This is a genomic window from Bacillus sp. FSL P4-0248, assembly GCF_038593305.1.
Taxonomy (GTDB): Bacteria; Bacillota; Bacilli; order Bacillales; family Bacillaceae; genus Bacillus; species Bacillus safensis.
The window spans coordinates 1,910,881-1,925,042 of sequence record NZ_CP151983.1; the positions used below are offsets into that span (position 1 = coordinate 1,910,881).

Annotated in this window: 20 protein-coding genes; 7 read left to right on the forward strand and 13 right to left on the reverse strand. The window is 41.1% G+C overall.

What is annotated here, in order from left to right; all coding sequences use genetic code 11:
- Nucleotides 1–22: 22 nt before the first annotated feature.
- Complete coding sequence (locus NST65_RS09530) at nt 23–1,384, forward strand: MATE family efflux transporter (protein ID WP_041117708.1); 1,362 nt, start codon at nt 23–25, stop codon at nt 1,382–1,384.
- Between the two features lie 45 nt (nt 1,385–1,429).
- Here NST65_RS09530 and bshB2 read toward each other — a convergent pair whose 3' ends face one another.
- The 4 genes from bshB2 to rarD all read right to left on the reverse strand — a co-directional run bounded on the left by bshB2 (nt 1,430) and on the right by rarD (nt 3,732).
- Nucleotides 1,430–2,095 (reverse strand): bacillithiol biosynthesis deacetylase BshB2, encoded by a 666-nt coding sequence (gene bshB2 / locus NST65_RS09535; RefSeq protein ID WP_041117710.1) that lies wholly within the window; start codon nt 2,093–2,095, stop codon nt 1,430–1,432.
- A gap of 18 nt (nt 2,096–2,113) precedes the next feature.
- Nucleotides 2,114–2,464 carry a YojF family protein gene (locus NST65_RS09540; protein ID WP_024428327.1) on the reverse strand — a complete coding sequence of 117 codons (351 nt, stop codon included), beginning with the start codon at nt 2,462–2,464 and terminating at the stop codon, nt 2,114–2,116.
- The gene (locus NST65_RS09545) at nt 2,461–2,742 is read right to left on the reverse strand and encodes a hypothetical protein (RefSeq protein ID WP_111926549.1); all 282 of its coding nucleotides are present in this window, start codon (nt 2,740–2,742) and stop codon (nt 2,461–2,463) included. The genes NST65_RS09540 and NST65_RS09545 overlap by 4 nt, the downstream gene beginning before the upstream one ends.
- 78 nt (nt 2,743–2,820) lie before the next feature.
- Nucleotides 2,821–3,732: an EamA family transporter RarD gene (gene rarD / locus NST65_RS09550; protein ID WP_029705997.1), complete on the reverse strand. Its 912-nt coding sequence runs from the start codon at nt 3,730–3,732 to the stop codon at nt 2,821–2,823.
- 86 nt (nt 3,733–3,818) lie between these two features.
- Here rarD and NST65_RS09555 point away from each other — a divergent pair, with 86 nt between their 5' ends.
- Nucleotides 3,819–4,292: an Hsp20/alpha crystallin family protein gene (locus tag NST65_RS09555; protein WP_111926547.1), complete on the forward strand. Its 474-nt coding sequence runs from the start codon at nt 3,819–3,821 to the stop codon at nt 4,290–4,292.
- A 41-nt stretch (nt 4,293–4,333) separates the two neighbouring features.
- Here NST65_RS09555 and NST65_RS09560 read toward each other — a convergent pair whose 3' ends face one another.
- Nucleotides 4,334–4,552, reverse strand: a complete 219-nt coding sequence (locus NST65_RS09560) for a hypothetical protein (RefSeq protein ID WP_024422697.1) — start codon at nt 4,550–4,552, stop codon at nt 4,334–4,336.
- A 75-nt stretch (nt 4,553–4,627) separates the two neighbouring features.
- Nucleotides 4,628–4,960, reverse strand: a complete 333-nt coding sequence (locus NST65_RS09565) for a winged helix-turn-helix transcriptional regulator (RefSeq protein ID WP_024428324.1) — start codon at nt 4,958–4,960, stop codon at nt 4,628–4,630.
- A 138-nt stretch (nt 4,961–5,098) separates the two neighbouring features.
- On the opposite strand from NST65_RS09565, the gene NST65_RS09570 reads away from it, so the two are divergent.
- The 3 genes from NST65_RS09570 to NST65_RS09580 all read left to right on the forward strand — a co-directional run bounded on the left by NST65_RS09570 (nt 5,099) and on the right by NST65_RS09580 (nt 7,651).
- Nucleotides 5,099–5,716: a nitroreductase family protein gene (locus NST65_RS09570; protein WP_041117712.1), complete on the forward strand. Its 618-nt coding sequence runs from the start codon at nt 5,099–5,101 to the stop codon at nt 5,714–5,716.
- Between the two features lie 238 nt (nt 5,717–5,954).
- Nucleotides 5,955–6,158, forward strand: coding sequence for a DUF3311 domain-containing protein (locus NST65_RS09575; protein WP_024422700.1), 204 nt, complete (start codon nt 5,955–5,957; stop codon nt 6,156–6,158).
- Entirely contained in the window at nt 6,158–7,651 is a 1,494-nt protein-coding gene (locus NST65_RS09580) for a sodium:solute symporter (RefSeq protein WP_041117714.1), read from the forward strand. The genes NST65_RS09575 and NST65_RS09580 overlap by 1 nt, the downstream gene beginning before the upstream one ends.
- A gap of 39 nt (nt 7,652–7,690) precedes the next feature.
- Here the strand turns inward: NST65_RS09580 and NST65_RS09585 are convergent, their stop codons facing one another.
- Entirely contained in the window at nt 7,691–9,076 is a 1,386-nt protein-coding gene (locus NST65_RS09585; RefSeq protein ID WP_041117716.1) for a S41 family peptidase, read from the reverse strand.
- A gap of 150 nt (nt 9,077–9,226) precedes the next feature.
- Here NST65_RS09585 and NST65_RS09590 point away from each other — a divergent pair, with 150 nt between their 5' ends.
- Together NST65_RS09590 and NST65_RS09595 are read left to right on the forward strand one after the other, a co-directional pair.
- Entirely contained in the window at nt 9,227–9,925 is a 699-nt protein-coding gene (locus NST65_RS09590) for a class I SAM-dependent methyltransferase (RefSeq protein ID WP_111926543.1), read from the forward strand.
- 92 nt (nt 9,926–10,017) lie between these two features.
- Nucleotides 10,018–10,269: a hypothetical protein gene (locus NST65_RS09595; RefSeq protein WP_024422704.1), complete on the forward strand. Its 252-nt coding sequence runs from the start codon at nt 10,018–10,020 to the stop codon at nt 10,267–10,269.
- 50 nt (nt 10,270–10,319) lie between these two features.
- On the opposite strand, the gene NST65_RS09600 is transcribed toward NST65_RS09595, so the two are convergent.
- From NST65_RS09600 to NST65_RS09625, 6 genes are all read right to left on the reverse strand, one after another.
- On the reverse strand, nt 10,320–11,150 hold the full coding sequence (locus NST65_RS09600) for a M15 family metallopeptidase (protein WP_046311511.1): 831 nt from the start codon (nt 11,148–11,150) through the stop codon (nt 10,320–10,322).
- Between the two features lie 68 nt (nt 11,151–11,218).
- On the reverse strand, nt 11,219–11,914 hold the full coding sequence (gene deoD, locus NST65_RS09605; protein WP_012010274.1) for a purine-nucleoside phosphorylase: 696 nt from the start codon (nt 11,912–11,914) through the stop codon (nt 11,219–11,221).
- Nucleotides 11,915–12,026: 112 nt separating this feature from the next.
- Nucleotides 12,027–12,344: a hypothetical protein gene (locus NST65_RS09610; RefSeq protein WP_034280548.1), complete on the reverse strand. Its 318-nt coding sequence runs from the start codon at nt 12,342–12,344 to the stop codon at nt 12,027–12,029.
- Between the two features lie 54 nt (nt 12,345–12,398).
- Nucleotides 12,399–13,007 (reverse strand): phosphatase PAP2 family protein, encoded by a 609-nt coding sequence (locus tag NST65_RS09615; protein ID WP_065214723.1) that lies wholly within the window; start codon nt 13,005–13,007, stop codon nt 12,399–12,401.
- A 50-nt stretch (nt 13,008–13,057) separates the two neighbouring features.
- A complete protein-coding gene (locus NST65_RS09620) occupies nt 13,058–13,228 on the reverse strand; it encodes a YozD family protein (RefSeq protein ID WP_065214722.1) in 171 nt (56 codons plus the stop codon).
- 250 nt (nt 13,229–13,478) lie between these two features.
- On the reverse strand, nt 13,479–14,159 hold the full coding sequence (locus tag NST65_RS09625) for a hypothetical protein (protein ID WP_111926541.1): 681 nt from the start codon (nt 14,157–14,159) through the stop codon (nt 13,479–13,481).
- Between the last annotated feature and the right edge of the window lie 3 nt (nt 14,160–14,162).

A 14,162-nucleotide genomic window follows, 5' to 3' on the forward strand; every position in this document is an offset into this window, starting at 1 on the left:
TCTGTTCAGAGAGGAACTTATAATGAGAGAAACGAATAGCATTCGAGCAAAGCTGACACTATTTTTAACCATTTTGATTCCGATTTTAATTACCCAAGCAGGTCTTTCGCTTATTACCTTTTTAGATACGGTGATGTCTGGAAAAGTGAGTGCAGAAGACCTTGCGGGTGTTGCGATCGGTTCTAGTATTTGGACACCTGTTTATACGGGACTTGCCGGGATTTTGATGGCCGTTACTCCGATTGTGGCTCAGCTGATGGGCGCTGGGCATAAAGAAGATGTTCCCCGGGCTGTCTTTCAGGCGATCTATTTGTCCTTTCTTTTAAGTATCGCTGTGATTGTGATTGGTACGATTAGCGTTCCTTACATACTAGGAGGACTTGGACTCGAGCACTCTGTAGAGGATATTGCCCGGCATTTTCTCAGCTTTCTTGCTTTTGGCATCCTCCCGCTATTTGGTTATTCGGTGCTACGGTCATTTATTGATGCATTAGGGAAAACACGTGTGACGATGTTCATCACGCTCACAGCACTTCCTATTAACTTTGTTTTAAATTACGTATTTATTTTTGGGAATTTGGGCTTTCCAAAGCTTGGAGGTGCGGGTGCCGGTCTTGCATCTGCAATGACGTATTGGGCGATTTTCATCATGAGTATTTGTATTGTCATTAAAGCAGAACCATTTGCCTCATTTCGTTTGTTTCAAAAACTGCCTCGAATGAATATCTCCCGTATAGGGCAAATACTGAAAATTGGCCTTCCTATCGGGTTTGCGATCTTTTTTGAAACGAGTATCTTTGCAGCAGTGACGCTATTAATGGGTCACTTTGATACCATTACAATCGCCAGTCACCAAGCAGCGATGAACTTTGCTTCTATTCTTTATATTTTACCGCTTAGCATCTCAATGGCGTTAACGATCGTTGTTGGGTTTGAAGCGGGGGCTAAGAGGTATCAAGACGCGCAAAGCTACAGCTATATCGGCATTGGAACGGCGGTATTATTCTCATTATGTACGGCGGCCCTCATCTTGCTATTCAGACCAGAGATCGCTGGTTTATATACAGCTGAATCAGCTGTTTTACAAATGACACAGCACTTTTTGATTTACGCGATCTTTTTCCAGCTGTCAGATGCGATTGCTGCACCCATTCAAGGGGCTCTGCGCGGCTATAAAGATGTGAATTATACGCTCATTGCTGCTTTTGTCTCTTACTGGGTCATCGGTCTTCCTGCCGGTTATCTCATTGGCACATATACCTCCTTTGGGGCGTTTGGTTATTGGATCGGACTGATTGCCGGGCTTGCCGCAGGCGCCATCGTCCTCTTTATCCGTCTTAAATTGATTCAAAAACGTCAACTCAGCCATGTATCGAATCACTAAATACAACACAAAAAAGCAGCTGACATAGATCAGCTGCTTTTTTGATTAATCATTCCAATGATACGTCCAGAAAATTTCTTCATCAAACCATTTTTGGACGACTGGTTCTTTGTTTTTTAGCTTTTGTTCAAGCTCTCTCAGCATGCCCTCTGTTTGCGTTCTATGCGCTCTCAGTGCATTTAATTTGATATCTGCCACATCTGTAATATCAATCACAATATCCGCATGTCCAAGCACTTCTTCTCTATTTTTCGTAATGGCCATGCAGTATGTGACAGGACGGTCTTCTTTTTTCTTGCGGTATAGAGCACGAATCACAGCTTCACCTGTCGCATCATGATCAGGGTGTACACCGTGTCCTGGATAAAACGTCACAATGAGTGTCGGTTTGACTTCATCAATGATGGTTTCCATCACATCTGCCAAATACTCGTCGTCTTCAAATTCCAATGTTTTATCACGCAGTCCAAGCATACGTAAGTCAGTGATATCCATTTCTTTGCAGGCATTGATTAATTCCTGTTTTCTTAATTCAGGAAGTGTTTCACGGTTAGCATATGTTGGGCTTCCCATATTTCTGCCCATTTCCCCAAGTGTCCCGCATGCATATGTGACGGGAATTCCGCGTTTTCTGCTTTGTGCAATGAGACCAGCCACCCCAAAGGATTCATCATCGGGGTGAGGCAGCATCACTAGTACATGTTCGTTCATGACTTGTCACCCTTTCTTCTACACCTGAAATGGTGTTTCACTAATTTGTAATGAGATCGCTAGTTTGCCGTCTGGCAAGTGTCCAGCTAATAGCAGGCGGCCTTGGTCATCAAACACATAATCGGTTAATCCTTCTGCGTAAATCCAGCCATCTTCTGTTTTCATTCCAACACGGTATGGACCTTGTCCTTTTATTTTCGCCTGTGAATAGACGACTTTCGCGTTGCGGATATACGCCACAACCGTCATATTTTGTTCATTTACATGAGCTGAATAAGAACCAGTTGTCGTTTCAAGATGAACGAAGACTGGACGATTTAAAAACGATTCAAGATGTGTTGTGACATCTTCCGTTTGAATTGGTTTCATGAGTGGTTCCTTCCTTCATTTTGAATTAATTCTCGCAGCTCTTTCGTATGTAAGCTGATCAGCTGCAGCTGATGATCATGCTTAAGCTCACTTTCTAAAATTCTCTCCACAGCAAGCACATACTTTTGGTGTAAGGATTTCCTCGCCCGCGGATGTGTTCGTGCATCGAGTAAATCATCACATATGGCCTCGTGTAAAGAAGACATATCATCAACATCAAGCTGACGATTTTTCCATAAAGATTGATAGGCGGCTGCAAGCTCATGAGCTGACGACATATGATCACCTCTACAGTTTTGTTAACAACTTATTATGACATGATCCGCCTGCAAAAAAAAGCAAACTGCTCGTTTGGCTTAATGAGAATTCGCTGTTTTTTTCATGCGTAATTGAGAGGTGGTAAACAGTAAAATCGCCACCCAAATACAAAGGAACGTCACAATTTTAGCTGCGGATAAGTGTTCGTGATAGACAAACAGCCCTAAAAACAGCGTAATTGTCGGTGCAATGTATTGCAAAATGCCCACTTGATAAAGTGGAATTCTTTTTGCGCCTTCTGAGAATAAAAGAAGCGGCACGGCTGTAAAAACGCCTGCAAAAAATAAGAGACCGAGCGACCCGAAGCTGTTAGGATTCATAGTCACCACAGGTTCTTTTAAGAAAAATAATAAGTACACAAGTGCAGCCGGTGCGAGAAGCAGCGTTTCAATCGTCAAACCAATCGCGCTCGTGAAGCTCATCCTTTTTTTGATCAAACCATAAAAGCCGAAGCTAAGGGCTAATAAGAAAGCAACGACAGGAAATGACCCGTATTGAACTGTTGAAAGGATCACCCCAAATGCGGCAATAAGAATGGCAATGGTTTGCCATTTATTTAGTCGTTCTTTTAAGAAAATAATCCCTAATAGAACGGATACAAGCGGATTAATATAATACCCTAAACTTGCTTCTAGCATAAGACCATGATTGACTGCCCAAATGTAGACATACCAGTTGACTGAAATTAAAATAGCAGATAAAAGTAATGAAAAAAATGCTTTACCATCCAGTATGAGACCCTTTACTGTCTGCATCGCTGGGCGGACTTGTTTTAAATACAAAAGAATACCGCACATAAACACAAATGACCATAAAATTCTGTGTGCTAAAATTTCGCCTGACGAAATATGTTCCATCAGCTTCCAATATAACGGGAATAAACCCCAGAGTGTAAAAGATGCTGCCGTGTAGAGAACACCTTTTGATTGCTGTTCGTTCAATGTAACCATCCCTTTCTAAATCTAACGTATATTATAGCACGCACGCAGGCGAATGGGCATATACTAATTCAGGGCATTTAGAAAGGATGATTCGCATGTTCGACTGGAACCGATTATTCCCTTTTCAAAAGCAGTACTCAAAAGAAGCCTTAAAGAATTCAGATCCTAAAGACGTTGAGCAGTATGTCAATCAAGTCATGGAAAGTGTATTCGGCTCCAATTATCCTGCTCAGTTCCCATTTCAGGACCCCCTTTCTCAAAAACAAAAAACGAGAGAAACTGATGTCGAAAAAGAAAAAGAGCCAGAAGTCGAAGTGTTCGAGACGACTGATCATGTGTTTGTCAAAATTGAAATTGCTCGTCCGAACACAGAAAAAGTCAAAATCAAACATACAGCCAATCTGCTGTTTATTGATCATTTTCCTGAAGAAGGGACGCAGAAGAAAGTCGTCCTCCCTGCTGCTGTGAAACGAAAAGGAACGAAGGCGTCGTATCAAGATGGTATATTGGAAATTATGTTTTTAAAGCATGATGATCCAGGAATTTCTGAAATTGATATTCCATTATAAAAAGCCTGCTTTAAGAACGGAAGCAGGCTTACTCTTTTTTCTTAATAATATGGTGGATATCCGCCGCCATAAGGTGGTGGAGCAGGCGGTGGTGGCGGCGGGTAATATGGACGGGGATAATTAAAAATCGCACTTCCTAGAAATCCGCCAAGCAGTCCGCCGACTAAAGGAGCGCCAAAACCAAAAAACAAAGGGACTCTGGATTCATATGGCGGAATGCCAGGGGCGCCGCCTCGAAAATACGGAGTATGAGGGTACATGCATTTCTCCTCCTTTGTCATGTGCCTAACATCAGCATATTCATCAGGAGTCAAAATGTTTGGGCAAACCTGAAACTAGGCTTGCTCCTTTTTCCCGTGAGAGTCTGTATACTCCCCTGCCCACCGAGATACCTCATGAAACACATCATGTAACGCATTCCCTTTTTCAGTTAAACTGTAAATGACTTTGACAGGCGTCTCAGGCAGGACGGTCCGCTCTATAATCCCTTCTTGCTCGAGCTCTTTTAAACGCTCTGCGAGCATTTTTTGACTGATCGACGGGATCGTGTCTGTGAGGTCTTTAAAACGCTTTGGTCCATCAAGCAATACATGTATAATGAGACCGTTCCACCTTTTGCCTAGGAGTAAAAAAGCTTGCTGAATGTGTGGACATAATTGAAATTCCATAAATTTCAGCCTTTCTTTTCATGATTGTTTGACAAACTAACGGTGTACAATTTAAAATATCTCTAGTTACAATAAGTAAGTTTCTCACTTTTTAGTTATTGTATCATATTATTTGCAAAAACGGGAGGAAATATCCATATGGCGACCGATCAAAAAACAATTGATATCTTAAAACAAAGAGCTTCAGTAAAAGAGTATGATACTTCTCATGAAATGACAAAAGAAGAGTTAACAGAGCTTCTTGAAATCACAACAAAAGCACCATCTGCTTGGAACCTTCAGCATTGGCATTTCACTGTTTTCCATAGTGCTGAAGCAAAAGCAAAATTACTTCCAATCGCTTACAACCAAAAGCAAGTATCACAGGCATCAGCTGTTATTGCAGTTCTAGGTGACCTTGAAGCTAACCAAAATGGCGAAAAAATCTACAGTGAACTGGCAGAACAAGGCTTCATTACTGAAGACATTAAAGAAACATTGATGACTCAAATCAATGGCGCATACCAAAGCGAGCAATATGCACGCGAAGCAGCGTATTCAAATGCTTCATTAGCTGCTATGCAATTAATGATTGCGGCAAAAGCAATGGGCTATGATACATGTGCAATGGGTGGTTTCAGTAAAGACGCGTACATCAAAGAATTCAATGTAAGCGGCCGCTACGAGCCGGTTATGCTGATTTCAGTTGGTAAAGCAGCGAAAGAAGCTCATAAAAGCAATCGTTTCGACATCGAAAAAGTATCTGATTTCCTTTAAAAATTGGAAAAGCCTCAGCCTTTATGCTGGGGCTTTTTTATTTGCTTTAAATATTATTTCTACATACTTTCTTTCACCTTCCCCCTCTTTACATCTTCACTCTTTCTCCTTTGACAAGAATGAAAGCGTTATATTAGTATGATATTCACCAAAATGATTGTTTTTTCTGAAAATGGTCTTGTGATCTAATCTGACAACTGCTATTATTATGAAATTACAAAATATTCAGGAGGAAATCATGAACAAAAAATTGATGCTGGCACTACTTATCGCGATTCCATTCATCGGACAGCTCGCATTGCTGCCTTTTGCAAATCGCATTCATCCATTTGTCATCGGCCTGCCCTTTTTCCACTTCTGGCTCTTGCTATGGATTGTACTCACACCAATTTGCACATTTATCATTTATAAGATGCAACATTCAAATGGAGGAACTGACTAATGCAAGGAAATTTAACAGCTTTATTGATTACTGCAAGTATTATTCTCATCGTCGTGGTCATCGGATTTGCCGCTGGTCGTGACAAATCATCAAGACAGTCAGTAGAAGAATGGTCTGTCGGCGGAAGAAAATTTGGCGGACTGCTCGTCTGGTTCCTCGTTGGCGCAGACTTATATACAGCTTATACCTTTTTAGGGCTTACAAGTACAGCTTATACAGCTGGAAGCGTCGCTTTTTTCGCTATTCCTTATTCCGTCCTAGCTTATTTTATTGCTTATTTCTTTTTACCGAAACTATGGACTGTTGCGAAAAATCACAACCTTACAACACTTGCCGATTATGCACGTGAGCGGTTTGACAGCAAGCTGTTATCCAGTTTGATTGCGATTGTTGGAGTACTTATGCTGATTCCTTATATTTGTCTTCAGCTGAGCGGGATTCAAGATACGTTAACTGTCGCTGGAACTAGTTATATTAATGTGAATGCAGTTGTTATTATTTCATTTATTTTAGTCGCACTTTATACATTTTTCAGTGGTATTAAAGGTCCTACATATACAGCCATTATTAAAGATATTCTCGTTTGGGTGATCATGCTGTTTATGGTCGTTTCACTGCCGATCATTCATTTTAACGGCTGGACACCGATGATGAATACGTTAGCCAAAGAAGCACCTCAGCTTCTAACGATCCCTGAAGGCGGTCCTAAAGGCATTTTATGGTTTATTACTGCTTCAGGCGTTTCTGCTCTTGCTTTGTTTATGTGGGCACACGCAGCAACTGGGGTTTTTACAGCCAAAAGCGCAGATGCCATCCGTAAAAACAGTATGTTTTTGCCTCTTTATAATATTGTATTGATTTTGGTCATCTTCCTTGGATTTATTGCTTTTTTAGTCTTACCAGAAGATACAAATCCAAGATTTGCTCTTCTTCATTTAATTCAAACATCATATGGCGGCGTGATGCAGGGGCTCGCTTATTCAACGATTGCACTGGCTTCCCTCATTCCATGCTCCATCATGGCCATTGGCGCATCAAATTTATTTGCCAATAATTTATACCGTGACTTAATTCATCCGAATGTGTCACCTAAAAGATTGACCATCATTACACGTTCGATGGTGTTTATCGTCATCGGGCTCGCTCTTTTGTTCGGGATGCTGTTCCCAACTGCACTTGTCACGCTTCAGCTCATTGGTGTTTCAGGAATGGTTCAAATCTTCCCAGCTATTGCCATCAGCTTATTCTGGAAAAAACAATCGAGAGAAGCAACGATTGCCGGGTTAGTCATTGGAATCATCGTTACCTTTACAGCGAATATCTCACAAGTCACGTTCGGCCTTTATGAAGGTTTTCTTGGGTTACTAGCAAACGTCGTCGTCATCTTGATTTTGAATCCATTCTTCCAAAACAAGGTCACATCCAATTCTGTCATGAATGATCTATTTGAAAAGGATCATGAAAAAACAGAAGCGCTCACAAACGAAGTGTAAGGATAAGAAAAAGCAGTCCCCTGATGAGGACTGCTTTTTTTATTTCATCTCTTTTTTCAAGACTTCAATGGCTTTTTTCATTTGTGTATCGTTGTTCTTTAGCTTATCTTGGATCTTTGTCATCAGAACGGTCGTTGTATCTCCTGTCAGAATACCGTCTGATTTGAGATCGTTGTCTGTTTGGAAGCTTTTGACGATAGACTGGAATGCTTGATCGTACTCACCGTTTGCTTTTGCTTTGTAGCCAAGCGCTTGGAACATTTTTTGAGCTGCTTTGACTTCATCTCCATTGTCATTTAGCTCATATGATTTTTTCGGGCTTAAGTAAGGCAGCTTTGCATAACTCGGAAGAGCTGCTTTGACCTGTGGTTCGATACCTTTTTTGTGGATCCAAGAACCGTCTGGTGTCAGCCATTTTGCAATGGTTAACTTGACACTAGAACCATCATTATAGTTTTGCGCATTTTGAACAGTTCCTTTGCCAAACGTCTTTTCACCCACAATTTGAATGCCTGAAGATTGGTGCAGAGCCGCCGCCATGATTTCAGCAGCGCTGGCTGATCCTCCATTTACAAGGACAACTGCCGGCTGATGGACTTTGCGTTCTTTTTCAGCCTTGTACACTTGTTTCTTCCCTTTTTCTTCAACCTGCATGATGACTTTTCCTTTATCAATAAAGTCATTGCTCATTTCAATGGCTTCTGTCATGATACCGCCTGGATTATCTCTCAGGTCAATGACAAAACCTTTTGCCCCTTTTTTCTCGAGGTCATCAATTGCTTTATCCAGCTCTTTCGATGTGGTTTCAGCAAAGGACGTAATTTGGATTTCTCCTATTTTGTCTTTTGTGAGTTTTGCATACACCGTTTCAAGCGGAATCGTGTCTCTTGTGATGGTCACATCTACATTACCGACTCCTTGACGATTGAGATGCAGCTTAACATCCGTTCCTTTTTTCCCTCTAATGAGAGAGACTGCTTTATTGACTGACATTCCTTTGGTGCTTTTTCCATCCACTTTTAAAATATGATCATGAGGTTTCAAACCAGCTTTTTCAGCAGGAGAGCCTTTAATCGGCGCGACAATTAAAATTTGTCCATCCTTCTCTTCTACTTGTGCACCAATTCCTTCAAATGAAGAAGAAATGGTATTGTTAAATCCTTCGGCTTCCTCCTGATCCATATATGTAGAGTATGGATCATCAAGTGATGCAATCATTCCTTGGATCGCACCATCTACTAGTTTTTGATCATCCGTTTTTTCGTAATACTCATCCTTTACCTTCGTATACGCAGCCATGAGTTTACTAAACTTCTCGTCTCCTGAGACGCTGACAGCACCTTGTTTTGTGATCACAAATGTAATCGCTGAGGACAGTGCAGCAGTCACCAGAATGGCTACCACGAACTTCATTTGTTTTTTCAAAAAAACACCACCTTTATCTCCTTTCATTATTATCAAGGACGATGCTTCATCCGTCAACCAAAGGATCAACTTCTATTTGAAAAGATAAGCCATTTGCCCCTCTATTGCATAATCTTTAGAGAGGAACAGGATAAGGAAAGAAGGGATTATATGAGTGATTATGTAGAAATGCTTGCTTATTTTGGCGTATCAAGTGCCCATCCTGGCGGAATTGAGTTAACAAAAACGATGATTGAGCATATAAAACTGCCGCCTCATGCACGAATACTTGACGCTGGATGCGGTACAGGACAGACCGCCGCCTATTTAGGAAATATAGGTTATCAGGTGGAGGCCATTGATACGCATCCATTGATGATTGAAAAGGCGAACCTGCGATTCAAACGGGAGGAACTGCCGATCCGTGCTTTAGAGGCATCCATTGAGCAGCTGCCCTTTCCAGATCAAGCGTTCTCTCTACTCATCAGTGAATCTGTTTTAAGCTTTACCAAACTTCGTGATGCACTAGCTGAAATCAAACGTGTGCTTTCTCCTGGCAGTCAACTGATTGCAAATGAAGCTGTGTTAAAAGCCCCTCTTACGCCTGAAGAGCTTGCAGTGGTTCGGAATTTTTACGGCTTCCACTCGCTCTTGTCGCTTGAAGAATGGAAGGAGCAGTTAACCGAAGCGGGCTTCCGTGACATTCAGATTCTCTCATTCGATGAACATATGGGGCAGGAGGAGCCGACAGAGATGGAATTATCTGAACACATACCCCCTTCTCTTTACGAAACGCTGCAAACACACTACGATCTCATTCAAGCACACCGAAAGCAGCTAAGTCACATTCTATTTGAATGTACCGTATAAAATGAGCGAATCTCCTATATGTTTTGTCCAAACTCTATGAAGTCTCTCGCATAGGATAAGAGTGAAAAGAGTTTGTCATAAGGAGGAAAAACATGGAGCGCTACTACAAGCTTTGTCAGCAGCACATGGGGAAAGTCGCTAGAATCACTGACCGTAATGGCAGAGTACACGTCGGACGCATTGAGCGTGTGACAAACCGTAAAGTTTATATTCGTCCAGTCGGCGGGTCTCGCGGAGGCTTTGGCTTTGGCTATTGGGGCGGATATTATGGCTGGGGTGCAGCGTATGGCATCGGCCTCGGTTTCATTACCGGCTTCGCATTAGCAGGATTGTTCTTTTTTTAAAAGAAGAATAAGAGAAGGCCTCCCGAATAGCTGGGAGGCCTTTAACTTGTTTAGATTTTCTTTACTTTGTTCATGTATTCTTCAAATGTTAAATCATGATCATGCATCGCTTTTGCGGCTTCTTTTCCCACATAGCGCAGATGCCACGGCTCATATTCGTATTTCGTAATGTCTTCTTTTCCTTTTGGATAACGGATGATAAAGCCATATTTATAGGCGTTTTTAGCCACCCATTTGCCATCTGGTGTTTCACCAAACTTTTCAGAGATCTCAAAACCGGCACTTTTTGAGGAAATGTCCATGGCTAAACCTGTTTGATGTTCACTTTCGCCTGGTAAAGCGACTGCTTCTTGTGCTTTTTCTTTGCCTTTTAATTTGACCTCACTATCAAAAATGACTTTTTGACGGTCATAGGAGCGATAGCCAGATACTGCAGCAAGCTCGAAGTTTTCCTTTTTTGCACCTTTGAATAACTTCTCAAGCGCTTCCGCTGCTTCTTTGCGGATATATCGCTTTTCAATATCTTCCGAAAAAGAGAATTCTACTTTTGGTACAACGAGATCAGAAGGTTTATAGGTTCCTGGTAATGCATATTCTTTGTTGACAAGTGCTAGCACATTTTCAGGATTTTGAATGGTTTTCAGACCGCTCACAACCTTGATGTCATTGAAATATTCACTCTTTAACGTCAGCTCTTGATTCGATGAATCTGCCTTATCGTTTGAGTTGTGCTGGGGAGATGAACTTGCTGCGTTTTTTTGTTCGTTTGTTTTGTTTGAGTCAGATGTACCGCTTTTTTGATCCAGCAACTGGCAGCCTGATAGCGCGGCTGTCAAACCAAGAATCGATGCGATTGAGAGTATTTTGTAGCTTTTCTTCATGACATACCTTCCTTTTGCTCTTCTAAAAAAATAAAGATGCGCTACATTGTAGCACACCCTTTATACTATTATAAAACGGAGTCTAGCGCAATTAAGATCATTTCATCAAACGTTGTTTGACGCTCTTCAGCTGTTGTTTCTTCTCCTGTTAGAACGTGATCACTCACAGTCAAAATTGATAACGCTTTTCGATCAAATTTTGCTGCAAGAGAATAAAGAGCGGTTGTCTCCATTTCGATCGCTAGGATACCATATTGAGCCATGAGCTCAAGTGGTTTTTCATTGTAAAATTGGTCTGCTGTAAATACATTTCCGACACGTACAGCGACATTTTTTGCTTCTGCCGTGTCGTAGGCTTTCTTGAGCAGGCCAAAATCAGCGCATGGCGCATAATCAATCGGTCCAAATGCCACACGATTCATTTGTGAATCTGTTGATGATGTCTGGGCTAAAATGACGTCACGTACATTGACATCTCTTTTGATGGCTCCGCAAGATCCAACGCGAATTAAGTTTTGAACATCATAGCTTTGAATGAGTTCATTCACATAAATCGAAATAGACGGTACGCCCATCCCAGTGCCCTGTACAGAAACACGTTTTCCTTTATAGGTTCCAGTATAACCATACATTCCGCGCACTTCGTTATAGCACTCAACATCTTCTAAATATGTATCTGCAATATATTTCGCACGCAGCGGATCGCCTGGCAGCAATACCGTTTCTGCAATTTGTCCTTTTTCTGCTCCAATATGTACACTCATTTTTTAGCCTCCACTTACGTTTACTATGTATTTTATCCTATTTATTATAAACGATTGAGCTAAAAAAAGAAAATACCAGCTGAATCTCAAGCTGGCATCATCAATCATCTATTTAACTTATCGTCATCATTCGTTCACTGCGTTTCCACCCTGCCGGAGAGAGCTGATAATAGCACTTCCCCTTTTTCTTATCATCAATCACAACAATATCACCTGTTGTGATAAACCGCGCATTGTAATCATTAGGGACTGTATCATGTACATTAAATGTCGAGAATGCTTTTTCCAGTACATCAAGGTGTGTTCTGCCGCCAATCTTTGTCCGGTACACAGGCAGATGCCCGCTTGCAGCGCCATATTCAGGTGTCTGATAAATGGTTAAGTGAAATGCTGAAGGTTTCTTTTGAAAAAATCTCAACGTCAATTGCATTCAAATCCCTCCCCTTTTATATAAAATTGGCTGGGATCTGTCAATTTCCTTCTTCTATTTTTGTCGAATGACAGGCAATCTTTCGTCAATCTTTTTACAAATGAGAAATAAAGCGAGTCCTATCGCAAAGCCTCCTGCAACATCTGTCAAATAATGCACCCCGATATACATCCGGCTGATGCCAATGGCCAGAACGCAAAGCCCTGTGATCAAATAGACGATTTTTTGTCTTTCTTTCAGCCATGGGATCATTTCAACTAATAGATAAGCCATAAAAGGGTAGATTGTGGCTGCATTCATCGAATGTCCGCTCGGAAAGCTGTAATACGTTTCACCTACAAGGTGATCAAAGGCCGGACGCTCTCTAGCAAACAGCCCCTTTAATTCATGATTGATTGTTTTTTCTGTGAGATATAGTAGAAAAAGCATCATGATAGAGTAGTAGCGCTTATACATAAACAAGACCACACTAAAAATGAGCATGATTGGAACGAGCAGCGCGCTGATGCCTAAGTCCGTCAAAGCCAGCATGACATCATTTAAAAAAGGGAGTCTGATGCTTTCAAACCATAAGATGATCTGGTTGTCCAAATCTTGAAAAGCCCCAGATACCATGAGCGCAGCAATGGCGCCAAATAAAATGAAAAGATATAGGATGTACACGCGAAAGATTCCCCTCCCTCTCTCTTCAGAATCTCTTCAAAGTATAGTACCTACCACGCCTCTTCTTCAACTATCATTGCTTTTTTCAGCATATATTCAAATGTAATGTCAGCCAGCTCAAATGTTTCAAGCTCAGCAGGTATGTACCCTCTTTTGATCAGCTCCACGTAGAAGAACTCCGCAATTTCCTCTGTATCAATCACCAAATCTGCTTCTTTCATTGCATTCCGCCTCCTTTTTTATGATGTATGAACGCCGGCTGTTTTTTATTACAGTTTGTCATAATGGCTCATTCCATACATATAAATGCAGTAAACAAAAAGAAAAGGGGCTTGAGGCAATGAAATGGTTAAGCATATTAGATGGAGAAACTTTTGATCAGGTGATGGGCCGTATCTTGAGGGGATGGTTTTATGTGATTGCATTTTTCTGTGTGCCTTATTTTTTATTCGTGTTAGGACAAGTCTTTTTTTAACCAAAATGTTCGTGTAAACTTTCCAAAATAAAATCCATCATATCCTTATATTCTGAATCTTTGAAAAATTCATAGAGAATTTTATAATCGTTATAAATATCAAGAAGCTCATCCACTATAGATACAGCCAGAAATTCAAGTGAAGATTCGCTTTCTTGTTTCTCTTCCAGCTGCAATAGAGCCGTTTGGACCATATCTTCTTCTAACTCTTTTGAGGTTTCTCCGACGTAATGCACAAAAAGAAGCTGATGAACAAACTGGTCCATCTCATATTTTCTTAGGACAAGCGTTAAATCTTCCTCTTCTGTTTCCAGCCACTCTCCGTCTTTCAGCCTCGTGAGTTCGTAAATGACATCTTCCCAGCCATCTTCAAGGTAGCGCCAAATTTCAGTCCGATGACCGATGATTTTAAACAGCTCTTTTCCGTAATCTTTTACATATACAACATCGCCAATGAGGAACTCATATTCAATGTCCAGCTTTTCTGTATCGACAATCACTCCGCTATACTCATCGTAAAGCTGAAGTGATGTTTCAAAATAAAGCACCTCATTATGATTGACCTCATATAAATAGTGCTGGTCAATTTGATGGACTTTTGTAATCGTTCCGACTGTGCCGTACATGACAACGACGACAATATCCCCTACTTGATATTTTGGTGCTTTCGCCTTCATTCT